A 26,550-nucleotide genomic window follows, 5' to 3' on the forward strand; every position below is an offset into this window, starting at 1 on the left:
GGTTATTTAACCCCAACAAGGAGGATACTGACAAACAACGCAAAGCCTAGCGAACTGACCCAGATGCTACGACCTTTATAGTGCGAGGCCACCAGCACCAGTAGTATCCACATGGTCATCATGCAAATCAGCACCACTAAACTGGCGACGAATACACTGTAAGTATGGCTAAACCCCCACACTGCAAATAACACCGCTAAACCGCATAAGCACCAAGCCAGTAATTTGGGAAAAGGTAAACTAACAAGCTGCTGTTTGTCAGATGCCAAATAGGCAAACAAGCAACCAAGCCATAAAGAAGCTACACTGACAAGTTCCATCTATTTCGATCTCCGGCCATTTAACGCAAATGATAATGATTTGCATTAATTATCCAGAATATCTTTGCCAAATACAAGTTGATTGTGCTCAAGCCTTTAGAAATAGCAGTTTGAATGTGCTCTAACAGCGCTGTAACGATATATTGTGGCTTAATCATGGTTATGGAAATTATCATGGTCAACAATCATATCGAGGGAAAACAATCGTCGAGGCAAACAACCACAATATTAAATAGCTGTTTGCCGATGAAATAAGCTGATCACCGATGAGCAAGTAGTCGATAAACATCGACATAAGCCTTAATGGCTAATAACCACTTTTTCATTAATGTATCCAACACTTTATGAATCTGGCATTGGCGCTCATTTTAATCATAGATCACTAAGATTAACGCAACATAGTAGCAACCTTGAAAACTCTGGATTAACAGTGGATTAACTAAAGCTATTTATTTAACAATCCTCATGTTACTCGTCTGCACAGTGCTGTATTATTTTATTCTAATACAGTAAAAGATCCGTCAATATCAATGCTGGACAAAGGGCCATCCCTTGCTTAGGATTAATATTTGACCAATCACAATAATAATACAAAGTCGAACAGGGAATGTCAGATGAAATATTCCCTTCTCTATCTCATTTTTTATTTAAAATAAGGCAATGTAATATGCTAAAGCGCATCGTTTACAGCGTATGTGGCGCAGCTATTGTTGGACTAGCTATATTCAGTATATATGCTTGGCACCCTGCAATTGATCCCGTCGAATCAACTCAAACAGATTATTCTCCACACGTTATCGAACAAGGTAAAATGCTTGCTTCTGCAGGCTATTGCAGTACTTGTCATACACCGCCAGGTGGCACTCCTTATGCTGGTAACTATGAAATGCATACTGACTTTGGCACCATTTATTCAAGTAACATCACTCCAGATGTCGAAACCGGTATTGGTAGCTGGTCTCAAGCTGCTTTTGCTCGCGCCATGCGCACGGGTGTGAGCCGCGATGGACATCATTTATTGCCTGCGTTCCCTTATGAACACTTTAATAAAATGACCGACGATGACATTAACGCGATTTATGCTTACATCATGACGTCAGTTCCGGCGGTTAACCAAGCAAAAAAAGACAACGGCATTCCGTTTCCACTCAACATCCGCTGGTTTCAAGCGGGTTGGAAACTGCTGTTTGCTGATACCCAATCTTTTGAGGTCAACAGCCAGCAATCTGCCGAATGGAATCGCGGTGCTTACTTAGCGGAAGGTATTGCTCACTGTGGTGCATGTCATACTCCACGTAATGCATTGGGCGGCGAAAAGTACGCACAAATGTACCAAGGTGCCGCCATTGATGGTTGGATAGCACCATCGTTAACCTCTACTAGCACTTCGCCTATCCCATGGCGTGCACAAGACTTTTACGAATACCTTACAACCGGTAACTCGCCTTACCATGGTAGCGCGGTAGGTCCAATGGCGCCGGTTATGCACAAAGGCTTATCAGCTCTTCCAGACAGCGACATAGAAGCCATTAGTGGCTACTTTGCTGAAATTGCCCGTACCAATAACCCCGACGATCCAGACTCAAGTAGCACGTTACAAGCAGCAATAGCGGCACAACATCAACAACCGGATCTGCGGATTGATGAAGGTGCACGTTTATATGCGGCAGCTTGCCAAGCATGCCACTACAACAGCGACCAATTAGTTAAAGGCCGCCCATTAATTACTATCGGTTCGGCAACACATCTTAATGATCCAACTAACCTGATTAACGTAATACTGGATGGTGTGCGCAGCGATCAAGGGATTAGCGGCGTTGTAATGCCAGGCTTCCGTGATGCACTTAGCGATGAAGACATTAGCGCAATTGCAGCTTATTTGCGCCAAACAGCTGGGGAAAACACCTGGCCTAAATTACAACAACAAGTGGGCGAGATCCGTAATCAACCCCGATTTGAGCACTAACTTCACTGGAGAAGTGACAATGGCAAAATTTATTTTAAACGGCAAACCGATGACTGCCGATGTAGAGAGTGATACTCCTCTACTGTGGGTTATTCGTGATGAACTGGACATGACTGGCACCAAATTTGGTTGTGGTATTGGTACCTGCGGTGCCTGTACCGTCCATGTTGGCGGCCGAGCTACACGTTCATGTATAACCCCTATATCGTCAGTTGAAGGAGCCGAAATCACTACGATTGAGGGGCTTTCTGAAAAGGGTGATCATCCATTGCAAATTTCTTGGCAAAAACTGCAGGTACCACAGTGTGGTTACTGCCAGTCGGGCCAAATTATGCAAGCTGCAGCACTACTAAAAGACATTCCTGAGCCTTCAGACAAAGACATTGACGCTGTGATGGGCGGAAATTTATGTCGTTGTATGACCTACGTTCGTATTCGCAGCGCCATTCATGAAGCAGCAAACGCAATCAAGGAGAGCAACGATGAGCAGACTGCCTAAACGTGGATCGGTGGGTATAACCCGCCGCGGTTTTTTAATTGCCATGACAGCGGTAGGTGTCAGCTTTGGTTTTCCTCGCCATTTGATGGCGGCAATGGATCCTGCTAGCCCTGACGGTAAAGTACTCCCAAGCGAAGGTGACATTTACGAACCGTCTTTATGGTACTCAATCGATACTGCCGGCAAAATTAAAGTCAACATTATGCGCTCAGAAATGGGCCAACATGTCGGTACCGCTATTGCTCGTATTCTTGCTGATGAACTGGAAGCCTCATGGGATGATATTGAAATTATCCATGTCGACAGTGATCCACGCTGGGGTTACATGGTTACCGGCGGCAGTTGGTCTATATCACAAAGTTGGCCGGTTTACCGTCAAGCCGGTGCTGCGGGTCGTACAGCGTTAATTGAAGCTGCAGCTAAAAAATGGGGTATTGCAGCTAAAGACTGTAAAGCCAGTAACGGTAAAGTTATCTCAAGTAAAGGCGAGCTGTCTTACGGTGAATTAGTCACCATGGGCCTAACGCGTCAGTTTACTGAAGAAGAACTGAAAACCTTGCCGCTGAAGCCTAATGCCGATCTTAAACTGGTTGGCCAACAGGTGACCTCTCTTGATATCGCCAACAAGACCAACGGTAAAACCATATTTGGTATCGATGCGAAAGTTGATGGCATGGTGTACGCCAACCCTATTTTGCCCCCTACTCGTTATGGCTCTAAAGTAGTTAAGTTTGATGACTCTGCAGCAAAAGCAGTAAAGGGTTATCAGCAAACTATCGTACTAGAAGATGCCAGTGGCAGTGTACCAGGTTGGTTAATGGTTATCGCCAGCAGCTTTAATGCGGCCCAAAAAGCCTCGAAGCTGGTAAAGGTGACATGGGATGCAGGTAAAACGGCCAACGTGTCTGAAGCAGACATTATTGCTCATGGTAAGCAATTACTTGGCGACCAAACCAAAGGCAGTATTTTAGACACAGGCAATTCTGACACTGGGCCTATATTTGCGAGTGCGAAAAGTACCATTGCAGAAGAATATATCACCAGCACGGTACTCCATGCGCAAATGGAACCGCTTAATGCCTTGGTATTTAAAAACCAAGACGGTATATGGGAAGTGCATTCAGGTTGTCAGTGGCAATCACTTACTCTACCCGTATTAGCCACAGCCTTAGGCGAAGAAGAAGCAAACATTGTTATTCGTAGCTACATGTTAGGCGGTGGCTTTGGCCGCAGACTTAACGGCGATTACACCATTCCTGCGGCGTTGACCTCTAAAGCATTAGGCGGTAAACCGGTTAAAATGGTGATGATACGTCCACAAGACATGTTATTTGATAGCGCGCGTTCTGCATCAGTTCAACAACTCAAAATGGCATTTGATGATAAAAAAGCGGTTACCGCAATGGAACATCACGCCACAGCAGGTTGGCCAACTCAAGTATTAGCGCCAGGCTTTATGCCTAAAGGCACCAATGGCGAACCGTATGATCCGTTCTCGATTGCCGGAGCAGACCATTGGTACACTGTTGGTGCTCAAAAAGTACGCGCGGTATCGAATGATCTGGCCATTGCGACCTTCAGACCAGGTTGGTTACGTTCTGTTGGACCAGGTTGGACAAGCTGGGCAGTTGAAAGCTTTATGGATGAAGCTGCCCATCACGCGGGTAAAGATCCATTGCAGTTCCGCCTAGACATGCTCATTGCCGAAGGCCGAAATGCTGGTAGCACACCCGTTGCTGAAGGTGGCGCGGCTCGCCAAGCCGCAGTATTGAAAAAAGCTGCTGAGATGATTGGCTGGGGCACTCCGCAAGCCAAAGACACAGCGCTTGGCATTGCATCAACCTTTGGTCAAGAGCGTGACATGCCAACATGGGTATCGTGTGCAGTACAAGTTCATGTCGACAAAAGCAACGGTATTGTCAATGTGCAAAAGCTTTATATTGCCATCGATGCCGGTATTATTGTTGACCCTAATGGTGCTGAAGCTCAGTGTCAGGGCGCGGCATTGTGGGGATTATCGATGGCCTTGTATGAAGGTACTGAACTGCTTAATGGTCAGTATAAAGACTCAAACTTCGATACCTATACCCCGCTGCGCTTAGGCCAAACTCCAGAAGTTAAAATCGAGTTTATCCCGAGCAAAATGCCACCATCTGGATTAGGTGAACCGGCAGTAACCCCTGTTGCTCCAGCGATTGCCAATGCAATCTACAATGCAGTCGGTGTACGTTTACGTAAAATTCCGATGAAGCCTAGCGACGTGAAAAACGCGTTAACTAACGCGTAATTTATCTGCTTTAACAGCCCAGTCTTAGCGATAATGACTGGGCTTTTTTATGCTTGCTGCACCTCATCGTTATCATTCTTTAGACTGAGGGATAAATAATTTTATTTCCCCCTACTCGATTTTAAAAACGTCAATAAAAACAGTGGACAAGCTTTGTCCATCCAGCAGCAGAGTCATAGCACCGGTTAGCTTGTTACCAAAAAGTAACGTTTTTCCTTTATAATTACGCCCAAGTATCGTCACATTGTTGAGTATCCTATGCCGCAAAGTCCACCTGTCAATTTAGAGCCCATCCTCTTGGATGCATTAAAACTCACTCCAAATTGTTTCGGTGTACTCAACCAAGATAAAGAAGTTATCTACTGTAATCAGCACTTCGCCAGCATCTTTGGCACTACCACAGAAGATGCTATTGGCAAAAAATCAGGCGATTTATTACGCCACGCTTGGGAAACTAAGCAAGGCGTTATTATCAATACTGATGATTTTGAACAATGGCTGGAAAATCTGCATAAACTGCATTCAGAAAAGGCTCTAAACCAGTATGAAACAGATCTGTCTGATGGGCGTTGGTTTAAAATGACCAGGATTAACTTAGACAGTGGTTACACCATTATTATGGGCGCAGATATCACCAACCTAAAACAGGCACAAACATCACTAGAACAAGCACATCAACAAATCGAAAGTTTAGTGAATACAGATCAACTAACTGGGGTGCATAATCGTCGCTCATATAACCAATTAGCAAAACAAGAATGTGCCAGAGCGATCAGATTTAACCAACAGTTATCCTTGTTGGTTATCGATATCGATTACTTTAAAGTGATTAATGACAATTTTGGTCATGAGGGCGGAGATAGCATACTTAAACAGTTTGCCCAAATATGCAGTGATTTACTGCGCCAATCAGATTCATTGTCCAGAATCGGTGGTGAGGAGTTTACCATCATCTTACCGATGACCGACGGTGAAGGTGCTATGATCATTGCTGAGCGTATTCGAGAACATATTGCCAAACACTCATTTCATACCACTCAAGCAAATAGCAACATTAAGGTTACCGTATCTATTGGCGTAAGTTCATTAACCGCCGGAGACAAGGTAATACAAGACCTTTTTAGCCGAGCAGACATGGCTATGTATTGCGCCAAACGCGGCGGCAGAAACCAAGTACAGCAAGCACAGACTGTATAACTTGGTTTCATCTTGCCGCCATTATTGAGAAAAACGTTTAAACCCTGGCGCTCATAAAATCGAGGTTAATGTCCTTCTGTAAACAAGTAATTTAACCAGCCCTGCATTCTTAATAATACCTTTCTCATTACCGCAACATGGCTAAAATGATCGGTATAAATAGCCACTTGCCCTGCGACACCTGCTGGCAATGATTGTCTTATTGCGTCATCTTCTAGCTCAATCAACACCAATACTCGACCGCGTTGAAACAACTTATTCGATGACTGTAAATTTCCGCTAAATTGAATTTCACCTTCTGCCATAGCTGGGAGTATTTTGGCAACTTTGCCTTTAAACACTTGTCCAGGCATGGCATCAATTATCACTTCGGCTTCATCACCTTCTTTAAGACGTAATAATGAGTTTTGCCAAAAAGCGCCAGCAAAATATCTCGTCTCATCTGGAATAAACGTCAGTGCTGGGCGCAAAGGTAAAGGCACAGCCATAGCGCCTTTTCGTAGCGCTAATTGAGTCACTACACCATCCGCAGGCGCTCTGACGACTGTTTGCTGTAAGTCATATTCAGCCTTAGCGAGTTCAGCTTGTAGGCCTGCTACTTTGGTATTGACGCCATCAATATTCGACTCATATGCCAAACGAGTCCGTAGCCCCTCAGCTAAAGCGGCATCTAGTTGCGCTGATGAAGCTATGTATAATTGGCGACGATTGTCGAGCTCAAGCTCAGTAAACGGTGAATTACGCCCCGCTTTTTTGCGACCGTCTTCATAGCGTCGATAGACTGATTCTGTACGATCTTTATCTGCTGTTGCTTGTTCAACTTTAGCTGCCGCTATTTGAAAAGCGGCTTCAAGTTGTGGTACTTGCAGTTCTGCTTCTTTTAGCGCCGCTTGTTTTTGCTTAACCATTGAAAGGTAAGGTGTAGGGTCAATTTTAAATAACACCTCACCTTCTTTTACTGGTGTATTTGGCTTAACATTGACTTCGATAACCAATCCTTTAACTGCGGGCACAATCGGAATAGTGACAAAATACTCGCGAGCAAACCTCGAATAGGGATGGTTATAATTCATTAAAATTAATAAAGTACCAATTAATACAATTCCACCAAGAATAGCTGTCGGCACAGTCCATTTGGTTAACGGAATTTTAAATACTTTAAAAACTGCGATACAAAATGCGGTATAAGTCAGTATCAGTAGTAAGTCCATGCTTAGGCCTCTTGTGAGTGTTCATCAGAAACGGGAGGAGTCGTGACAGCAGAACGTTGCTCTAATAGCGACAAACGATCCGTTAACGCTGTGACATGATTCATTAGCTCTTTAACTTCACCCTCGAGTATCAATTCTCGCTTTCTCGAATCACTAAATCCCCAGCCTCTATCTTCTCGATATAACGTGGCCCAAATCCATAAAAATGGCCAAATGGCATGCAATGTAAATAAGCTTACCCAACCCGCAATATGCAATGCATCTTGCTGTGGATGATTACGTTTTTTCGCAATCTCGTAAGGAATATCATGAATCGCAATAATGCCGTAAAAAATAAATATCACGACAAAAAATATAATCCCTAACGCAAAATAATCTAAAAACATATCTGCTCCCAATTTCAATTTATTATCATCAAAGTGTCTTTACTTAAATAAACAATGAACCTATTTTTAGTATAGAACTGATTACAAAAAATACATTGAAACTGTTGCAACAACTAAGAAACTAAGCAGATTATCTATTTTATAGTCATTGCCTCCATTACTTATTTGCACGAATTAATGCAGTAATCATGGCAACTTTGACGTTATTTATGCATAAAAAAGCCCACGTTATTGGCTAACGCGGGCTTTAGATAATGTAAGCAACAATGATTACCCCCTAGTCTGTTGCCATTTTTTGCAAAAACTCAAGTCGCTGCATTTCTTGCTCATCGGGTTGCCATGGCTCATCAGATAACGACTCAACCGCAAAATCACCTAACTGGTAGGCAGGTTCCTCACTGTGGCCGTACTGAGTTAACTCACCGGGTACTGCAGGGCGGCGCTCCAATACAAATGTACTCAGAACATAAGGGCCTTTATATTGCGCTAACACCCCTTTATAGGCTTTAAGATCCAGCACCACAGAGCCTTCAGTCAGCTTGTCTGAACCCGTTAGCAAGGCAATCGGCTGCTTATCTGCTGTATATAGATTGGCCCGTAAACGATAATAACCCGCTTGATCAACATCCAATTTAACTGGTATCAACATATCACTGCCTTCAGCGCGGATATCCTCCACTCCGGTTATGGTTGCCGTAGGATGACTATATTCTATGCCTGTTTTTAACGTTTGTTTTTTGCCCTTAGCGCTAAAGGTAACACTGACCTCCATTGGACCATTCCAATCGTCTTCAGCATTCAGTTGTATCGCCCATTTTCCATCGGCACCTAGCATGGTTCCGCGAATGAATGGCTCCGATCCACTTGTAAGCTCACTACGTAATGCTGCACTTGCCCCAGCAACAAGCAAGCCATTAACGTCGAGATTAATAACCACTGGTTCAGGAAAACTAAAACGATACTTAGGCAACACGATGCTGGCACTGGCTCCATCTTGGAGCTGCACCGGCTGAGGAATGTAAGCATTGGGGTTAAGTAAGTGCGTATCATCAACCGATAAAGGCATTGAGTAAGATGGCAACTCAAGTTCGCTAGCATAAGCCTCTGCCATAAGCTGAAAACTGTCGCTGATCGGTTGTGGAAGCTTTTCAACCACGGTCATCGTTTTAGTTGGCATGGGTTTTACCACTTTCGGCTTGGTTGGCGCAGTATCATCTTGCTCGATAACAGCGGCACTCTGAGGTGGCTCAAGTGCCGACTCAGAAGTGTAAACCCAAAACCCTACTGCCGTAGCGAGCAGGGTTATCGTTATGACGATTTTTTTATATTTCATATACGCTTAGTTAGCTGCCTGATACACAAGTGCTGACATACTGGTTTTATTCGAATTACTAACCACTCTATAACGTGAACTAAATATCCACCAGCCACGTTTTTCATCATAGGTATTGAATTGTAAGCTATCGCCATTGAGATAACTGGCGCGACTGTTAGCAGAAGTCACATCATCTTTAGCGCTATTTAAAATAGTGTCACCATGGCTATAACCTTCACTCATCAACATTGGATAGTGATAAGGCATAAATCCGCTCGGGCCATTAGTCGAGGTGAGCTTGCCATCAAATGCTACACTGCGCGAACAACTGTTGTAACTGCCAACGGCCGCGGCACCACAACTAGAATGGCTGGCAACAACGCCATCATCTTCGCCGGGTAAAAATGCCCCTGTCACACCGAGAAAGTCAGAGCCTGCCCCAGCAAAACGTAAACGTGGCACTCGGCTTTCGGGAAACGCTGCCAATTGGCGTGCAGTATTTACGCGTAAATCATTCAATACCCCAATATTGGATGACGATGGCAGTTCTCCTAACCATAACGACACAGCTAGTTTTAATGTTGCATCTATCAAACCTGAACCACTGGCGACATTAACCGCCAAATCAGCCAATTCAACCCCACCACCCGCGCCAGAAAAGTCAAATGTGGCGACAATATTAAGCGGCTTTAAACCTGCGTTTTGCAACCATAGCGCTTGGTTATCAATAATATAGCGCATCACTAAATCGCCAGTAGAATGGGTCACAAATACACAACCGCTGGCACATGTCCCCTCACGCGACAACTGTTGCAATTTAGGCCACACATATAGACTGGTTATTTTATTGGCAATACGCTCTTGCGATGGCCAATCAATGCGTGCATCAGCGCGATCACGCCAATATTGCGCCCAGTACTCTGAACCATTGTCAGTTACCTGTGTACCTGTCGGCTTACTTTGTAAATTATCCGGTTGAAAGCCATGCACTAACACTACTGGGTAGCTACCAACGGCTGCTTGAGCTGCGCCAGTTAATAAGCCTGCCAACAGTAAAAGTATCGATTTTGTCATTGGGTTGTCCTCTTATTTTATCTGCTGCAGCGCCAACAGCACTGTTAACAGAACTTTATTATTTTGTTACTCATATTGGATTTTTTATTACAACTCCAACATCAACATAGAGCAGAATCAAAACAATGCAACCACAAAAATTCGGCCTATTTATTGTCAAAATAGACCGAGTGTTTGAATTAACAGATAACAATTTAAACCGACTAGCATTCCGGTATTTAACGGTAGGCAATAACAACTCAAATGGGACGTTATGGTATTTGACACAGATGTTTTAAGTAATTACTCAAACTTGTAAAAAAAATTAATCGTGTATTGGCATGGCTATCTTATGAGTGATATCGATGAGTAAAATCGATGAGTAAAATCGATAACTAGAGTGGTGACAGACTGATGTGCATTGATCCTAAATTGAATACATAAGAGCGATACAAACGACCACAACCTCTGCATACGCAGCATGGTTAAATAAATGACTGCTCTATAGTGTGTTCTAGCTATGGTTTATGGTGGCGAAAACAAACAAGCCCCGCCGATGAATATCAACAGGGCTTGGTTACTAATATCTACCTCGATGCTATCGAAATAAGTACTTATCGTTATACTTTTATAGCTATGCTTTTTTAGCTGCTATGGCTGCTTGCACTTGATTGATAGCGGTACCACCTAATACATCACGTTTCTCTAAACACGCTTCAATAGTAAGGTTTGGATACACATCATCGCTAATCACATTGGCAAATTTTTGTAGCTCAGCCACGCTTAAGTCTTCAATCGGCTTTTGCTCACCAATGGCAAATACCACCACCTCACCCACTACATGGTGTGCTTCACGGAACGGCATACCTTTAGCCACAAGATAATCCGCAAGTTCGGTTGCATTAGCATAACCTTGTTGCGCGGCGACCAAAGCTTGTGGGCGATTTACTTTTAAGCCCGACAATACTAATGCTGCCATATCTAAACAAATAGCCCAGCTGTCGACCACGTCAAATAAGCCTTCTTTGTCTTCTTGCATGTCTTTGTTGTACGCCAATGGCAAGGCTTTCATGGTCGTTAAAATACCCATTAAGCTGCCATATACACGGCCGGTTTTACCACGAATAAGCTCTAAGGCATCGGGGTTTTTCTTTTGTGGCATCAGTGATGAGCCAGAAGTGACTTCATCGGCTAATGAGATAAAATTAGCTTCGCCAGAGTTGAAGAAAATTAGGTCTTCAGCCATGCGGCTTAAATGCATCATGCTGATTGACGCTGCGCTGCATAATTCAACCACATGGTCGCGATCCGACACACTGTCTAAGCTGTTTAAGGTTGGGCGAGCAAAGTTTAATGCTGACGCTAACGCGTGGCGATCAATCGGGTAAGCGGTACCTGCTAGTGCGCCAGAACCTAATGGACATGAATCGGCACGGCTTAATGCATCTTGTAGGCGGCTAATATCACGCTCATACATTTCAACATAAGCTAGCGCCCAGTGACCAAATGTAACCGGCTGAGCACGCTGTAAATGGGTGTAACCCGGCATCACTGCGTCAACTTCACGCTCAGCTAATGCAATTAACTCTGCATGCAATGTACCTAAACGTGCGAGTAATGCTGCACCTTCTTTTTTGCACCACAGCTTTAAATCAGTCGCGACTTGGTCGTTACGCGAACGGCCCGTGTGGAGTTTTTTGCCTAAATCGCCTACTTTGGCAATCAGCTTTTGTTCAACAAAGCTGTGTATATCTTCGGCGCCGTTGCTGATAATCGCTTGTGGATCATTACCCACTTCCACCAGCAGCTCATTTAACGCTGCTTTTAAATCGATACATTCTTTTGCAGTAATAATACCGACGCTAGCAATGGCATCTGCCCATGCAATAGAGCCGACAACGTCTTGTTCAAATAAGCGGTAATCCACTGGCAGTGAGTCATTAAACAACTTGAAAAGTGCACTGGTTTCGCCCTGAAATCTTCCGCCCCATAACGCCATGTCGGTATCCTCTGTTTTGAAATTATCGTTCAATAATGTAGATAACCTGAACTCGGGATAAGAGATGAGAAGATAATATTAAAGCTCAAAATCTTAATCATTGCTCTCTATCAAACTTGTCATTTGCTTTACTAACAAGACGAATTGACGCGTCAATAGCTAGCCTATTGCAAGTCGATTCAACGTAGTTAGCAAGGCAAAGGGCTGTTTGAGAGTCGTTTGTTATCCCGAGTTCAGGTTGTATAATATTCTCTTTCTTGTAATGACTCTCTGTTTGCCAAAAGTCATTATAAGAAAGGCGCTTTGCAGCGCCTTTTATCGTTGCCGTTTACTCTATTTAGTGTTTAGCGCGCGAATACGGCTCGCTAAAGAATATAAACGGATAAAGCCTTCAGCGTGTTTTTGATCGTATACATCATCTTCGCCAAACGTTGCGAAAGCTTCTGAATACAAGCTGTTTGGCGAACGTTTTTTAACGGCTGTCGCTTGGCCTTTATACAGCTTAATCACTACATCACCATTAACCGATTCTGCTAATGATTCTGACGCTGCGATAAGTGATTTACATAAAGGGGTAAACCAACGACCGTCGTACACTAGGTGCGACATTTGCCCAGCAATTTGCTCGCGCCACGTACGGCTAGTTTTGTCTAAAACTAATTCTTCAATGGCACGCAGACCAGCAAACATTACGGTGCCGCCCGGGGTTTCATAACAACCACGAGACTTCATGCCCACTAAACGGTTTTCGGTAATATCGATACGACCTACACCGTGTTTGCCAGCAATGTCGTTTAGCTTCATGAGTGCAGCATATGGCGATAATGCTTCGTCATTTACATGAGTCACACGACCATGCTTAACCGCTAATGAGACATATTCAGGCTCATTTGGTGCATCTTCTGGCGCTACTGTTAATGTCCACACGCCTTTTGATGGCTCGTTCCATGGATCTTCTAACTCGCCACCTTCGTGCGAAATGTGCCATGCGTTGGCATCACGGCTATAAATTTTGGTCGCTGAAGCACTGGTTTTGATATCACGCTCTGCAAGGTAAGCCAATAAGTCTTCACGGCTACGCATTTCCCACTCACGCCAAGGCGCAATCACTTTTAAGTCTGGTGCTAATGCAGCAAAACAACCTTCAAAACGAACTTGGTCGTTACCTTTACCAGTACAGCCATGACATACCGCGTCAGCACCGACTTTACGGGCGACTTCTACTTGCGCTTTAGCAATAATAGGACGCGCCATTGACGTGCCTAACAAGTATGTACCTTCGTAAATAGCACCCGTTGCAATAGTTGGGTAAATATAATCAGCAACAAACTCTTCTTTTAGATCGACGATATGGCACTCAGAAGCACCTGACGCTAAGGCTTTTTCTGTTAAGCCAACGAGCTCTTCTTCACCTTGGCCGACGTCGGCACAAAATGCGATGATTTCACAGTCGTCATAAGTTTCTTTTAACCACGGGATAATAGCCGAGGTGTCTAAACCACCTGAATATGCCAATACCACTTTTTTAACACCGTTTTTTTTCACTGCATTAGACATGTTTATTTCCTAAAATCGATTACGTATATTTTCAATTTAAATAACGCCAGAGGCACTATTGACTTAATCTTTTGAATAACTTAAATAAGGTGACTAACTTAATAAGGTCACTAATACTGCATTTTGCGCATGCATGCGGTTTTCTGCTTGATGTAAAATCAATGAACCTTCGCCATCCATCACTTCATCTGTCACTTCCACACCACGATGTGCTGGCAAGCAATGCATAAAGAATTTAGCACCAGCTTGAGCCATTAGCTCACTATTAACTTGGTATGGTGCAAAACGGGCTTTAATGTCAGCAAGCGGTGTTTCATCACCCATAGAAATCCATGTATCTGTATAAATAGCATCATGGCCTTCAATGGCATTAATGTCTGCACTTAGAGTTAACTTGCCACCATTTTTCTTTGCTAACGCCTGAGCTTCTGTCACGATTAGTGCATCAGGGAATGCCCCTTCAGGGCAAATCACTGTCATGGTCATGCCTAAAATCGCTGCACCATAAATCAGTGAGTGGGTGACGTTATTACCATCGCCAACATAAGCCAGTTTTGCTTGGCTGACATCATCAAATTGCTCTGATAGTGTTAAAAAGTCAGCTAGCGCTTGGCATGGATGGTACAAGTCAGACAAAGCATTAATCACCGGCACGCTGCCATGTTGAGCTAATTGTTCGATGGTGGTGTGCGAGTATGTTCTTGCCACAATAGCATCGGCCCAGCATGAAATGTTTGTCGCAAAATCAGCTACCGTTTCGCGTTGTCCCAACGCACCATTTTGTTGGTCTAAGTATAAGCAGTGACCACCTAATTTATTAATGCCAATGTCAAAGCTGACTCGGGTGCGCAGTGATGGCTTTTCAAACAGCATCACAACGCTTTTACCATCTAAGGCGCGACGGTACTCAGCGGGATTATTCTTAATTTTTTTAGCCAGATCAATGATGGCTAAAAGCTGAGATTGAGTTAACTCTTTTATCGACAATAGGTGCTGCATATACTACTACTCCATTAAGGTTGTATTTGAGTCCCGACGGACCCACCTTTGACTAAGGTTTTTAACTGTTCGGCATCGCGCCATGAAGCAACTTGCACGGGTTTACCCATCCATTGAGCAACTTCCAATGCGGCTTCTACTTTGACTTTCATGCCTTTCTCAATCACCCCTTGGGCAACAAGATGTTCAATTTCACTTTTGTTTAAACTCTGTATTAACTGACCTTTACCATCTAACACACCCGATACGTCTGACAATAACACCAACGTACCGTTAACTAATTTTGCTAAGGCTGTTGCGGCTTGATCTGCGTTGACGTTTAACATGTCGCCTTGGCTAGAAATGGCAATCGAGCTACAAATTGGCATCCAACCTTGGCTTAAAATAAAGTTTAAGTAGGTCGCGTCTTTTGGCTCAACTTCGCCCACAAGTCCTAAACGCTCATCTTTGATTTTTGCAGTAACAACATTGCCGTCGCCTAAGCTCATGCCTACGCTAACAATGCCAGCTTTCGCTGCAGCTGCTTGTAAAATTTTGTTTGAGGTACCTGCTAGCGCACCAACAATAATAGGAATTTGATCTTCTGGCGTAACACGTAAACCGTCTAATTTAACCGTTTCTTTACCATTAGCGGTTAATTGCTCATCAACCAAACAACCACCGCCATGGACTAATATGACTTGTTGACCCGCAGCAAGCATTTCGGCTGCTGCCGCCATTAAACGCGCCATGCCCATTTCGCATTGAAGCAACGCACCACCGACTTTTAAGACTAATACTGATTTTGTAGCCATTATTTTTATTCCTTCACTAATGCGAGTTAATTACACACCGAAATGGATTTTAATGCACTGTAGACCTTGGCTAGCAGCACCTTTCATTAAATTGTCTATCGCACTGGCGACCACTAAATAACCGCTGTTGGCATCATACTTCCAACCTAAATGACAATTGGGGGTGTTAACCACATCATCAACTTTAGGGAATTGATTGTGCTTTACTGTCACGATTGGCGCGTTGTCGTACACGCTATACGCTTTAGCGACATCGGCTTCTGTAGTGCCTGGTTTTAGTTGCACGGTAATGGTTGCCAAAATACCACGCTTAAAGTTGCCTAAATGCGGCGTAAAAATAACTTCCTGACCTAAATGTGTCGCAATCTCAGGCTGATGTCTGTGACCCAATACACCGTATGGCGTAAGGCTAACTTCGCAGAAACTGGTATGTAACTGTGCTTTACGACCTGCACCTGTTACACCACTCACGGCATTAATGACTGGATACATTTCAGTTAAGAATGGTTTAAGCGGTTTTAGTGCAGTAAGTGATGCCGTAGGATAACAACCTGGTACAGCAATCATTCTTGTTTGTTTAATTTGTTCGCTGTTCCACTCTGCTAAGCCATACACCGCCTGAGCTAATACATCAGGGTGAGTATGTTCAAAACCGTACCATTTTGGATATTGCGCCACATCGGCAAAACGATATGCACCGCTTAAGTCAAATACCGCTAAACCTTGCTGGTAAAACCATGCGGCAAGCTCTAGGCTAACTGAATGCTCAGTCGCTAAAACCACGGCATCAGCTTCGGCAACAATTTTCTTTTTAGCGTCATCTGATAACGGCGAAAGCGTATAAGCCATGTGACTATATGTAGGGTAAAGGTCGGCTAATTTACGGCCTTTATCTAAACTGTTTTCCGACACATACAACCCTTGAACGCTAAAGTTGCTGTCTGCGTTAATTAACGAAGTAATTTGTGCACCGGTATAACCACTGGCGCCAATAATTGCGATGCTTTTCATAAGTTTGTTTTCTTGTTAAATAATGAGAGAAAGTGTCAGCATAGCCTATTTAGAAGGGGGCCGCCTAATTTTGAACTATCGTCGCAGGAAGTTCGCGTTGATTATTGATATAGTGGTTTTAGCAGTAAGAAAGCACATGTTTATTTTCATTTCTATCGTTCTATTTATGGTGTCGGTTAATGCTGTTTGCTAGACTATCACACAATATTAATTATGCAATATATGTGAATAAGTATTTTACATATTATTTTTTAGGATAACCCATGAGCACACTACCAGATCTAAAAAGTTGTTTTACACAGCTGATTGCAGCGCCATCAGTCAGTGCACTCGAAGCAGAACACGATATGAGTAATCATGCAGTTATCAACTTGTTGCAAAATTGGTTCAGTGAGCTGGGTTTTGAATGCGAAACCCCCACGGTAGAAGACTCGCGTAATAAACAGAACTTGATTGCCAGAATCGGCAGCGGCAGTGGTGGGCTTTTACTTGCGGGCCATACAGATACTGTGCCCTTTGACGAAGGCCGTTGGAGCCAAAGTCCATTTGAAATGGTTGAAAAAGACAATCGTTGGTACGGCTTAGGCACTTGCGACATGAAAGGCTTTTTTGCGTTGGTACTCGAAGCATTAAAAGACATGCCACTTGATCAATTCAAACGTCCGCTGACTATTTTTGCTAGTGCAGATGAAGAAACCACCATGAGCGGCGCTAAAGCATTTGCCGACTCAAAAGTTATCGCACCTGATTATGCGGTTATTGGTGAACCCACCAGCTTAAAACCTGTCTATATGCATAAGGGGCATTTAGCCCAAGGGATCCGCGTAATTGGTCGAAGTGGTCATTCATCTGATCCTGCTCGCGGCTTAAATGCTATTGAAGTCATGCATAAAGTCATTAGCCAGCTAATGAAGCTAAAGCAGCACTTAAGCGAGAACTATCGCGAAGATGCGTTTACTGTACCCTACCCAACCATGAACTTTGGCCATATTCATGGCGGTGATGCCGCAAACCGTATTTGTGGTTGCTGTGATTTGCATTTAGATATTCGTCCTTTACCAGGAATGGAGTTAGCGGATCTGGAATTAATGGTATTGAACTACTTATCTGACATCAGTAAAGAGTATCCTGGCAGTATAAGTGTCAGTACTTTGTACCCAGGCGCAGAATCGTTTGCAGGAAAAGCAGATAATCCATGGACCAAACTCGTTGCGGAATTGTCTGGCAACGAAGCAGAAGTGGTCAACTATTCGACTGAAGCACCTTATATCAACAAACTAGGTTGCCAAACCTTAGTACTTGGGCCGGGCAGTATTAACCAGGCCCACCAACCAGATGAATTTATTGGCTTAGAATACTTAACGCCAACGGTAGAATTGATCAAAAAAATGATTTTTCATGCCTGCATTAAGTAAACATCAATAATCGGTGAAAGTTAAATCAAAATGTAACTTTTTTACGAAATAAAATTACAAAATACAGTGCCTGCGTATTGACCGATTTTGATACGCTGGGTATTGTGATGTAAGAGTTATTGGCAAAATCGTTCTTTTTTTCGGGAGTAAGTATGACAGAGCAAACGGCAGATATGTATGCGTCACTTCGATCAAATGTGGGGCATTTAGGCCAGATATTAGGCGAAACAATGCAAAACCATTTAGGTGATGCATTTTTAGAAAAAGTAGAACAAATTCGAATTTTAGCAAAAAAATCTCGCCAGGGTGACGAAGCCTCTCGCGAGCAAATGTTGGCATTATTAACCGCTTTACCAGACGAAGAACTGGTTCCTTTCGCCAAAGCCTTCAACCAATTTTTAAACTTAGCCAATATCGCAGAACAATTTCACACCATTAGCCGTAATTGCGACGAACTCGTGTGTGTGCCCGATCCAGTAGAGCAACTACTTGGACGCATGCTTGATACTGATTTAGATAAAAAAGATGTAATTAAGAGCTTAAAAAACTTAGACATCGATTTAGTATTAACAGCGCATCCAACCGAGATTTCACGCCGCACGCTAATTCAAAAATATGCGGCTGTAGTTGATTGCTTAACGGAACAAGAAAACAGCCAACTGACTGATCGCGAACGCCAACAAAGCACTCTGCGTCTGCGTCAGCTTATTGCCCAAATTTGGCACACCAACGAAATTCGTAACGAACGCCCAACTCCTGTAGATGAAGCACGTTGGGGTTTAAGCACTATCGAAACGTCTTTGTGGCAAGCTATTCCTGACTTTCTGCGTCAACTCAATGATCAAGTTGAGCAAAAGACCGGCCAGCAATTACCTATTGATGTCTCTCCGGTGAGATTTTCAAGCTGGATGGGCGGAGACCGCGACGGAAATCCGTTTGTAACGTCTCTCGTCACCCAAGAAGTACTCGATCGCAATCGTCATGCCGCAGCAAGATTGTACTTAAAAGATATTGTGAGCTTGCTTGGCGAATTGTCGATGGAACAAGCGAATGCTGAATTGTCAGCGTTAACAGATAACAGTAAAGAACCGTACCGCGATGTGTTACGCAAATTACGCTGCCAATTACGTGACACCATCGATTACCTTAACGCACGTCTTGAAGGTAAAAAACCTGATGTTGATACCAGCGAGCTAATTTGGCATAAATCAGATTTGCTTGAACCGCTTGAACTACTTTATAAGAGTTTGACCGATTGCGGTATGAAGCTGATTGCTAATGGCCTGTTACTCGACATATTACGTCGTTTAGCGTGTTTTGGTATTCACATGTTACGCCTAGATATTCGTCAAGATGCTACCCGCCATAGTGACGTGATTGCTGAACTGACTCGTTATTTGGGCATGGGTGATTACAACCATTGGGACGAAAATGAAAAACAAGCGTTTTTACTGCGCGAGTTAACCAGCAAACGTCCACTGATCCCAACAAATTGGAAACCGACGGATGATGTCGCTGAAGTTGTCAGAACCTGCAACTTAGTCGCCCAGCAGCCTGTTAATGCACTGGGCTCTTATGTGATATCAATGGCCAGCAAGCCATCTGACGTATTAACCGTATTATTACTGCTAAAAGAAGCCGGTTGCACTAATCCAATGCGCGTAGTGCCATTATTCGAAACCCTCGCTGACTTAGAGGGTGCCGCTGACTGTATGACTTCGCTACTGAATATTGATTGGTATCGTGGTTACACCAAAGGCATGCAAGAAGTGATGATTGGTTATTCTGACTCAGCCAAAGATGCTGGCGTAATGGCAGCTGCCTGGGCGCAGTATCGTGCACAAGAGCAGTTAGTTGCTGTGTGTAAAAAAGCTGACGTTAAATTGATGTTGTTCCATGGTCGTGGCGGTTCTATCGGCCGTGGGGGCGGACCAGCTCATAAAGCCATTTTATCGCAACCACCAGGTTCGGTAGATGGTCGCATCCGTGTGACAGAACAAGGCGAAATGATCCGCTTTAAGTTTGGCTTACCAAAATTAGCGGTACAAAGTTTAGCGCTATATACCTCAGCGGTATTAGAAGCGACATTGTTACCACCACCGGAGCCTAAAAAATCGTGGCGTGATTGCATGCAGCGTATTGCTGAAGAATCAGTACTGCATTATCGCGGCATCGTACGTGAAGAACCGGACTTTGTTGAGTATTTTAGATCTGCCACACCAGAAGTTGAGCTCGGTAAGTTGCCACTAGGCAGTCGCCCTGCTAAGCGTAAAGTTGATGGTGGTATTGAAAGCTTACGCGCGATTCCGTGGATTTTTGCTTGGTCACAAAACCGCTTAATGCTACCCGCTTGGCTTGGTGCTGGCGAAGCATTACAAGATGCGGCAGATCGTGGCGAGTTGGAATTATTGCGTGAAATGGAAGAGCAATGGCCTTTCTTTGAAACCCGTATTTCAATGCTCGAAATGGTCTACACCAAAGCAGAACCTAACTTAGCCAAGTACTACGAGCTATGTTTAGTGAAGCCAGAGTTACATCATTTAGGTGAGAAGTTACGTCAACGTCTGCAACTGGGTATTGAAGCGGTATTATCTTTAACCCAAGCGACAGAGTTAATGGCACATACGCCTTGGAGTCGTGAATCTGTTAAACTGCGCAACCCATACATCGACCCACTTAACTTCTTACAAACCGAGCTATTAGCTCGTACACGTAGAGAAGTTGAACCGTCTGCAGATGTTCAGCTAGCACTTATGCTGACCATTGCCGGCGTTGCAGCAGGAATGAGAAACACTGGATGATAACCTTGGTTAAAACCCTTGGACTGGGATTGTTATTGGTACTGACTGGCTGTGCCAGTCAGTACAGCATCACCGAGTCTGAAATAGAGCAGTACCTTAATAAAGACATGCATTTTGAAGTAAAACAGGGCAACAAGTTAATTGGTGTATCACTTAAGCTAAATGATATGCAGGTCGTGTTAGGCGCTAAGCCAAATACCATGGCTGTCACAGCAGCGACTGTGATTACCGTGAATAACCCGTTACTACCTATTCACGCTAAGCTTAAAACTACGTTCGAAGCTGTGCCTTGGTATGACAGTAATACCAAGAGTGTCTATCTTCGACAGTTAAACTTAGTCAAGGTTGAGTCCGAACCCGCCGATATTGAGCGTTACATCAGCCAGGCAACACCACAATTGATGGGGTTTTTACGTAATTACCTTGAAAACCAGCCAGTGTATACCTTAGACACTCGCGACAGTAATCAAGCGTTAATGGCTAAAATGACCAAAGAAATTGCCGTACAACAAGGCAAACTGGTGGTTAAGTTTTAACGTTATAATCGTAGTAGCAGAAAGCACCTTAGGGTGCTTTTTTATTGCTTCAAACTCATCTACATGCACATCGAAAATAAAGGCTGAACATCTCAAGTATCAGAAAACGGAGCATTTCCTAATCAATCAGAACCACGTACAATAACTTGGCAATATTGGAGTGCATAATAATCATGGGATAAATGATGCCGTTAATGGATGACGTAGCAAAACTAAAAGCACAACTGGCGGAGTTTACTTCACAGCAAGGCGCTCAGCAGGCCGATGTAAATCGACAATTGGCTCAGTTCAGTCAACAACTTGATGCTTTGGCCCAACAGGTACAAGCGCAAAATAATAATGAACAACCGATAGCCTTGCCTGCTGAAAACTTACATGCCCCAGTGCATGAGAGTCGAGAAAACGATTCGAGCGGCAGTATCGTAGCCGATAAACCTCAATACTCGTCTTCTGCTTGGGAGCGCCAACCGTTAGATATAAGTCATTCAGCGTTAACATCATCTCTATCAGAACAACAAACTTCGGTAGTCGCAAAGTCACCCGCTAGACAAAGTGCCCTAAGTGCGATGGTTACTCAATTAGCTGACGCTATCGGTGAGTTCAGTGCGTCAGCATTTGCTCCCATTTCTGGGTTAACCGAACAAGCAAAAGAATTCTATCAGCATTATCAAAGTAAAGGGTTAGGGCCTGTATTTTTGATGACGGTTGCAGGCATTATTACCCTGACATTAGGTTTTGGTTATTTACTGCAGTTTTCAATTAACAACTGGTTTTCAGAACTGGGTAAAGCGTTATTAGGTTTAGGCGTAGCAAATAGTATTATTGTTGGTGGAGTATTTATTCGGCAAAAACGCCCAGGAATGCAAGACTTCGGCTCAGGCCTAGTTGGCCTTGGGCTTATTCTTAATTATTTGTGCCTATATTTCCTTGGACCGTACTTTAATCTTATTCCTGATATTGCCTGCTTTGGCTTGTTATTGCTTAATACGATATTGGGTTATAGCTTATCGTTTAAACTCGACACCAAAGTTGTCGCGATTGTCGCTTTACTTGGCGGATCACTCGCGCCATTGATGCTACTTGATGGTGGACAAACGCCGCTATTGTACCTGCCTTATTTAATGCTTATCGGTATTTGCTCGATGGTACAAAGCCACAAATTAGCTTGGCCAATACTCATCGAAATTACCGCCTTACTCCATATAGCTTGCATACAAATACTCAGCTTATTTATTCAATTGCCGCTGTCTGTCATTGATTGGCAAACCGGCCTAGCAGTATTAATGATCAATGGGCTGTTCTACCTCTACAGTATTGCCAGCTTATTATTTGTCATCAAGTCTGCATTAACACCAAGGCTGCTAGCGGTTCCAATCGCACTTATGGTTTTTACTCTCTACACCCTAACGGAGTGGAGCATTTTTGCTGGTGAGCTATTTGCACTTAATGCATTGCTGTGTGGGTTGCTATATTGGGTAATTAAACGCGATAAAGATATTAGTGCCCTAGCCTTGGCTTTTGCCGGAAGCTTTGCTGGTTTTGCCGCACTGTTTTTACTCAGCGTCGAACTGATGGGTTTAGTGCTGTTATTAGAGGGATTATTGTTACTGTGGATTGGCTGTAAACAGTTGTTTAGCCCTATTAGAGCAGAAGCATATGTCTTACTCGTACTAGGCATAATAAGCAGCTTTGCTTACGTCTTTGATGTGCTAGCCCTGTCACGCTATGACAATGATGGCCTATTAGGATATCAAGCATTATTGATTATATCGATGGCACTAACCTGTGCGATGACTTTTGTAGCGCAAAAGCTTCTGAGCCGCCATCAAGCTGATTTAATGCAATTTGAACACCTAGTGGTACAATTTATCCGCGAGTTACTTGGAGTGCTCTATACAGTAACCTTGTTACTCATTAGCTTCTTTATCACCGAGCAATATTGGCTTAATACATTACCATTAATCAGCTTTTTACTACTGTACATGAGTGCTAAACACACCCTACGTTTTAGCGAAGTATTAGCCTGGTTATTGCAACTACCGTTATTAGGGTTAGTTATTTTTGGCATGATAGACGCTGATAGTCTTAGCTTTGCCGACCAAGCAATGAACGCTAAATTAGCCCGTTTTGAACTCTTTATCGGATTACTATTGGCGTATTATTGGTACAAAAAATATTATGCCAATGCCAAGTTAATCCACGTTGCTTACTATGTTCAGTTAGCATGTTATCTCGCACTACCATTACTATTATTGCCCAAAGTTATACGCAGCTATCCTGACTACATTGCTATCTCATTATGGTTAAGCAGTATGATGAGTCTAGGTTTGGCTTACTTTATTAATCACAAGAGTCTTCGCTATGAGTCGCAAATACTCACGGTATTAGCAACCATAGTTACAGCAGCAATGTGCCTAGCAGAATTGTGGCAAGGACTTGCTGCATTAACAATAGGATTGCTATTACTCGGATTAATTAGTGTACGCTATGTACAATTACCAAAAAAGTGGCAGCAAATTACTACGCTACAATGGCACATTGCTCCATATTATATTGCCTTAGTCATAGCCGTACTAAGTCAAACTCTCACTAACCTAATCCATCCATCATGGGCAATAACAGCGTTAATCATCTGTGGATATTTTAGTGTTATTACCGAAAGAAACACACGCATAGGTCAACATTTTAAGCAGGCCTTAGCACCAAGTTATAGCTTGGCGTATTTTGCTATTTTTGCTTGTGCCATTTTACCCATCCTATTTCACAGCGAAACACAACTCACCCTTAATATTGATAATGTTCTGACCAATTTAGCAGAGCTTGGAGTGCTGATTTTATTAGGTCGTTATTTGTTAACAGCAAGATTAGGTATTAGAGCACACAGAAAAATTATCTCTTATGTCACGCTTAAGTGGGCTTGGCATGCTTTATTGGTGATAAGTTATTTACTGTGGAGCTATCAATTCGACCTAATTATTGCTGCACCAATGAGTGCAGTGCTGTTAGTTGTGCATGCTAGTGTGGTGATGTTTATAAGCTTACGGCCTCAACAAGCAAGCCTAGTCAGGCTAGCAGCATTACTATTTGCTTTGGCATGTATCAAAGTGATTGTTGTTGATATGGCGTCATTTGAGTTAATTCAAAAAATCGTCGCCTTTATTTTGATTGGCGTTATTTTATTAACGGTTGCTTACTTTTATCAAAAAGCGAAAAACAGTCAATTGGCTGATGACCTTACAGCCTAGTCATTAAATCTAGCTTGCTTACACCAATGGTAAGCAAGCTAGAAATACACTTACTTGGCGAACCGAGGTATCGACGGGTAATCAACAATAACGGCTTCTTCAAGTAGTGCACGACGAAGCATATCGTAAGCAATTGCAGTACTCATACTTCTCACAAGCTGACGTGAGCGCTTTGGTAACTTCACCATTTGACTGTATACGCCATGTTTAGTTGCTAATGCTATAGCGACTGTTCCAACGGGCTTATCATCTGAGCCTCCGTCAGGGCCAGCAATACCACTAGTAGCTAAAGCATAATCACTATCAAGAATACCTCGTACGCCTTGCGCCATCGCCTCAACAGTAGCAATAGACACTGCACCATGATCATCTAAGATCTGTGGATTAACGCCCAGCACTTTCACTTTAGATTCATTACTGTAGGTCACTAAACCATGATGCAAGTACGATGAACTCCCCGCAAAGTCGATCAATTGACTGGTGATCATGCCACCTGTGCAAGACTCTGCCACACTAAGACTAAAACCAGATTGGTATAATCGATGATGGATCTCTGCTGCTAATGTTGGCCGATTTTCAGCAACAACCGCACAACCTAATAAAGCTTTAACCTGCTTTGTTACATCAGGTAGCTGACGGATAGCTTTTTCACCACGAGCAAAAATCTTAATTTCAATGTGTGGCATAGATGAGCGATAACCTAGCTCAATGCCTTGTGGCAAAGTGATGTCTGACAATGTATCTGCTAATGATGACTCACCGTGACCAATTGTAAGTAATTTTTCTAAAGCCGATTTTTGTTGTACACCGAACTCTTGAGTAATAAACGGAATAAACTGTTCAGTGATCATGTGCTTTAATTCAAACGGCACGCCTGGAGTAAAGAATAACCATGCGTTATTCAGCTTCACTCTAAAGCCACATGCTGTCCCAACAGGATTATCTACCATCACAGCAGAAGCTGGTAACCAAGCCTGCTTTAAATTACTCTTGGCCATTACACGATTATTACGCGTAAACCAATCTTCCAAATGTTCACGCCATTGCACATTTTCGACAAGGTCTTCACCTTTAGCTTTCGCCATGGCTAACGCAGACATATCATCACTGGTAGGCCCCAATCCACCATTAACAATAATGATATCTGCATGCTTACTGCGTTCTTGGAATGCAGCAACAAGGTCATCCATTCGATCGCCAACCGTCACTCGATGTTGCATCTCGATACCTAACTCCATCAAAGTATTCGCAACCCAAGCAGCATTGGTATCGACTATTTGGCCAGAGAGTACCTCTTCGCCAGTACAAATCATTTCTAACTTCATCATTATTCCTAATCCCATGCTATTGGCACTTAAGTTAGGGGAGCAATATGTGAATGGCAAGACAATAGATCGCATTTATCCAAAATTAGCCAATAAAAGACTTAATGAATTACAACAACACAACAGTAATATCTCAAAAATAGCTAAATTGATTATTTTGATATTGATTCAATGTATTAAAGTATTATCAAAAATGAAAGACAATACAAAATAATGTCGGACAAATTACAAGGCCTATTGCCGCTTAATGAAACAGAAATGTCGCGGTTGATTTTCACATACGAAAAAGGCCTTTGCATTGCAGCAAAGGCCTTCATCTTAAGGTGGCAGTGCGGACGCTGCTTATAATAAAGAATGAACTAGTCATCTGGCGTGACTGGTCACTTTCTATTGATTGAGAGTCATCCGTCCAAATAGATTGGATGAATGCAAAGCAATACCGGGAACGTTATTGGACCAACTAAATTAATGCAGCGCTTGTGGCTGTTGATATCTGTTCGGGGAAAATGGGTAAGCTTCAGATACAAAAAAGCCTCGTCGTTAGACGAGGCTTCTATGTAATTGGCGGAGCGGACGGGACTCGAACCCGCGACCCCCGGCGTGACAGGCCGGTATTCTAACCAACTGAACTACC

General features: G+C 43.3%; 19 protein-coding genes. 8 read left to right on the forward strand and 11 right to left on the reverse strand.

The features are described 5' to 3' along the window. Positions 1-2: 2 nt before the first annotated feature. Complete coding sequence (locus tag H5125_RS02185) at positions 3-320, reverse strand: hypothetical protein (RefSeq protein ID WP_101084830.1); 318 nt, start codon at positions 318-320, stop codon at positions 3-5. Positions 321-987: 667 nt separating this feature from the next. Here H5125_RS02185 and H5125_RS02190 point away from each other — a divergent pair. The 4 genes from H5125_RS02190 to H5125_RS02205 all read left to right on the forward strand — a co-directional run bounded on the left by H5125_RS02190 (position 988) and on the right by H5125_RS02205 (position 6,269). Then, positions 988-2,286, forward strand: a complete 1,299-nt coding sequence (locus tag H5125_RS02190) for a cytochrome c (protein WP_101084829.1) — start codon at positions 988-990, stop codon at positions 2,284-2,286. Between the two features lie 19 nt (positions 2,287-2,305). Continuing rightward, the gene (locus H5125_RS02195; RefSeq protein ID WP_101084828.1) at positions 2,306-2,785 is read left to right on the forward strand and encodes a (2Fe-2S)-binding protein; all 480 of its coding nucleotides are present in this window, start codon (positions 2,306-2,308) and stop codon (positions 2,783-2,785) included. Then, positions 2,769-5,072 (forward strand): xanthine dehydrogenase family protein molybdopterin-binding subunit, encoded by a 2,304-nt coding sequence (locus tag H5125_RS02200; RefSeq protein WP_182743410.1) that lies wholly within the window; start codon positions 2,769-2,771, stop codon positions 5,070-5,072. The genes H5125_RS02195 and H5125_RS02200 overlap by 17 nt, the downstream gene beginning before the upstream one ends. Before the next feature lie 258 nt (positions 5,073-5,330). Further along, positions 5,331-6,269, forward strand: coding sequence for a diguanylate cyclase (locus tag H5125_RS02205; protein ID WP_182743411.1), 939 nt, complete (start codon positions 5,331-5,333; stop codon positions 6,267-6,269). A 65-nt stretch (positions 6,270-6,334) separates the two neighbouring features. Here H5125_RS02205 and H5125_RS02210 read toward each other — a convergent pair whose 3' ends face one another. The 9 genes from H5125_RS02210 to argC form a co-directional block, all read right to left on the reverse strand. Continuing rightward, positions 6,335-7,480, reverse strand: coding sequence for an HlyD family secretion protein (locus tag H5125_RS02210; RefSeq protein WP_101084825.1), 1,146 nt, complete (start codon positions 7,478-7,480; stop codon positions 6,335-6,337). A 2-nt stretch (positions 7,481-7,482) separates the two neighbouring features. Beyond that, the gene (locus H5125_RS02215; RefSeq protein WP_123778793.1) at positions 7,483-7,866 is read right to left on the reverse strand and encodes a DUF3302 domain-containing protein; all 384 of its coding nucleotides are present in this window, start codon (positions 7,864-7,866) and stop codon (positions 7,483-7,485) included. Between the two features lie 277 nt (positions 7,867-8,143). Next, on the reverse strand, positions 8,144-9,199 hold the full coding sequence (locus tag H5125_RS02220) for a hypothetical protein (RefSeq protein WP_182743412.1): 1,056 nt from the start codon (positions 9,197-9,199) through the stop codon (positions 8,144-8,146). 6 nt (positions 9,200-9,205) lie between these two features. After that, the gene (locus tag H5125_RS02225) at positions 9,206-10,255 is read right to left on the reverse strand and encodes a hypothetical protein (protein ID WP_182743413.1); all 1,050 of its coding nucleotides are present in this window, start codon (positions 10,253-10,255) and stop codon (positions 9,206-9,208) included. Between the two features lie 613 nt (positions 10,256-10,868). Further along, complete coding sequence (argH, locus tag H5125_RS02230; RefSeq protein ID WP_182743418.1) at positions 10,869-12,233, reverse strand: argininosuccinate lyase; 1,365 nt, start codon at positions 12,231-12,233, stop codon at positions 10,869-10,871. 333 nt (positions 12,234-12,566) lie between these two features. Continuing rightward, positions 12,567-13,790: an argininosuccinate synthase gene (locus H5125_RS02235; protein ID WP_101084820.1), complete on the reverse strand. Its 1,224-nt coding sequence runs from the start codon at positions 13,788-13,790 to the stop codon at positions 12,567-12,569. A gap of 93 nt (positions 13,791-13,883) precedes the next feature. Continuing rightward, positions 13,884-14,789 carry an ornithine carbamoyltransferase gene (locus H5125_RS02240; RefSeq protein ID WP_182743414.1) on the reverse strand — a complete coding sequence of 302 codons (906 nt, stop codon included), beginning with the start codon at positions 14,787-14,789 and terminating at the stop codon, positions 13,884-13,886. A gap of 14 nt (positions 14,790-14,803) precedes the next feature. Continuing rightward, a complete protein-coding gene (gene argB, locus H5125_RS02245; protein WP_101084818.1) occupies positions 14,804-15,583 on the reverse strand; it encodes an acetylglutamate kinase in 780 nt (259 codons plus the stop codon). Between the two features lie 30 nt (positions 15,584-15,613). Beyond that, on the reverse strand, positions 15,614-16,594 hold the full coding sequence (gene argC, locus H5125_RS02250; RefSeq protein WP_101084817.1) for an N-acetyl-gamma-glutamyl-phosphate reductase: 981 nt from the start codon (positions 16,592-16,594) through the stop codon (positions 15,614-15,616). 263 nt (positions 16,595-16,857) lie between these two features. On the opposite strand from argC, the gene argE reads away from it, so the two are divergent. The 4 genes from argE to H5125_RS02270 all read left to right on the forward strand — a co-directional run bounded on the left by argE (position 16,858) and on the right by H5125_RS02270 (position 24,591). After that, positions 16,858-18,009 (forward strand): acetylornithine deacetylase, encoded by a 1,152-nt coding sequence (gene argE, locus H5125_RS02255; protein ID WP_011635680.1) that lies wholly within the window; start codon positions 16,858-16,860, stop codon positions 18,007-18,009. Between the two features lie 152 nt (positions 18,010-18,161). Further along, positions 18,162-20,810, forward strand: a complete 2,649-nt coding sequence (ppc, locus tag H5125_RS02260; RefSeq protein ID WP_182743415.1) for a phosphoenolpyruvate carboxylase — start codon at positions 18,162-18,164, stop codon at positions 20,808-20,810. Beyond that, positions 20,807-21,346 (forward strand): DUF1439 domain-containing protein, encoded by a 540-nt coding sequence (locus H5125_RS02265; protein WP_101084815.1) that lies wholly within the window; start codon positions 20,807-20,809, stop codon positions 21,344-21,346. The genes ppc and H5125_RS02265 overlap by 4 nt, the downstream gene beginning before the upstream one ends. Positions 21,347-21,531: 185 nt before the next feature. After that, positions 21,532-24,591: a DUF2339 domain-containing protein gene (locus H5125_RS02270; RefSeq protein WP_182743419.1), complete on the forward strand. Its 3,060-nt coding sequence runs from the start codon at positions 21,532-21,534 to the stop codon at positions 24,589-24,591. A 50-nt stretch (positions 24,592-24,641) separates the two neighbouring features. Here H5125_RS02270 and H5125_RS02275 read toward each other — a convergent pair whose 3' ends face one another. After that, on the reverse strand, positions 24,642-25,916 hold the full coding sequence (locus tag H5125_RS02275; protein WP_101084813.1) for a CinA family nicotinamide mononucleotide deamidase-related protein: 1,275 nt from the start codon (positions 25,914-25,916) through the stop codon (positions 24,642-24,644). Positions 25,917-26,550 lie beyond the last annotated feature (634 nt).

Origin of the sequence: Shewanella sp. SR44-4 (genome assembly GCF_014163715.1) — a bacterium.
Taxonomy (GTDB): domain Bacteria; phylum Pseudomonadota; class Gammaproteobacteria; order Enterobacterales; family Shewanellaceae; genus Shewanella.

Bases quoted from the DNA above. Each gene is read 5' to 3' on its own strand.
- H5125_RS02265 (WP_101084815.1), top strand. From the start codon at position 20,807: ATGATAACCTTGGTTAAAACCCTTGGACTGGGATTGTTATTGGTACTG.
- H5125_RS02195 (WP_101084828.1), top strand. From the start codon at position 2,306: ATGGCAAAATTTATTTTAAACGGCAAACCGATGACTGCCGATGTAGAG.
- H5125_RS02215 (WP_123778793.1), bottom strand. From the start codon at position 7,866: ATGTTTTTAGATTATTTTGCGTTAGGGATTATATTTTTTGTCGTGATA.
- H5125_RS02240 (WP_182743414.1), bottom strand. From the start codon at position 14,789: ATGCAGCACCTATTGTCGATAAAAGAGTTAACTCAATCTCAGCTTTTA.
- H5125_RS02190 (WP_101084829.1), top strand. From the start codon at position 988: ATGCTAAAGCGCATCGTTTACAGCGTATGTGGCGCAGCTATTGTTGGA.
- H5125_RS02275 (WP_101084813.1), bottom strand. From the start codon at position 25,916: ATGAAGTTAGAAATGATTTGTACTGGCGAAGAGGTACTCTCTGGCCAA.
- H5125_RS02185 (WP_101084830.1), bottom strand. From the start codon at position 320: ATGGAACTTGTCAGTGTAGCTTCTTTATGGCTTGGTTGCTTGTTTGCC.
- argC (WP_101084817.1), bottom strand. From the start codon at position 16,594: ATGAAAAGCATCGCAATTATTGGCGCCAGTGGTTATACCGGTGCACAA.
- ppc (WP_182743415.1), top strand. From the start codon at position 18,162: ATGACAGAGCAAACGGCAGATATGTATGCGTCACTTCGATCAAATGTG.
- argB (WP_101084818.1), bottom strand. From the start codon at position 15,583: ATGGCTACAAAATCAGTATTAGTCTTAAAAGTCGGTGGTGCGTTGCTT.
- H5125_RS02200 (WP_182743410.1), top strand. From the start codon at position 2,769: ATGAGCAGACTGCCTAAACGTGGATCGGTGGGTATAACCCGCCGCGGT.
- H5125_RS02225 (WP_182743413.1), bottom strand. From the start codon at position 10,255: ATGACAAAATCGATACTTTTACTGTTGGCAGGCTTATTAACTGGCGCA.
- H5125_RS02235 (WP_101084820.1), bottom strand. From the start codon at position 13,790: ATGTCTAATGCAGTGAAAAAAAACGGTGTTAAAAAAGTGGTATTGGCA.
- H5125_RS02205 (WP_182743411.1), top strand. From the start codon at position 5,331: ATGCCGCAAAGTCCACCTGTCAATTTAGAGCCCATCCTCTTGGATGCA.
- argH (WP_182743418.1), bottom strand. From the start codon at position 12,233: ATGGCGTTATGGGGCGGAAGATTTCAGGGCGAAACCAGTGCACTTTTC.
- H5125_RS02210 (WP_101084825.1), bottom strand. From the start codon at position 7,480: ATGGACTTACTACTGATACTGACTTATACCGCATTTTGTATCGCAGTT.
- H5125_RS02270 (WP_182743419.1), top strand. From the start codon at position 21,532: ATGCCGTTAATGGATGACGTAGCAAAACTAAAAGCACAACTGGCGGAG.
- argE (WP_011635680.1), top strand. From the start codon at position 16,858: ATGAGCACACTACCAGATCTAAAAAGTTGTTTTACACAGCTGATTGCA.
- H5125_RS02220 (WP_182743412.1), bottom strand. From the start codon at position 9,199: ATGAAATATAAAAAAATCGTCATAACGATAACCCTGCTCGCTACGGCA.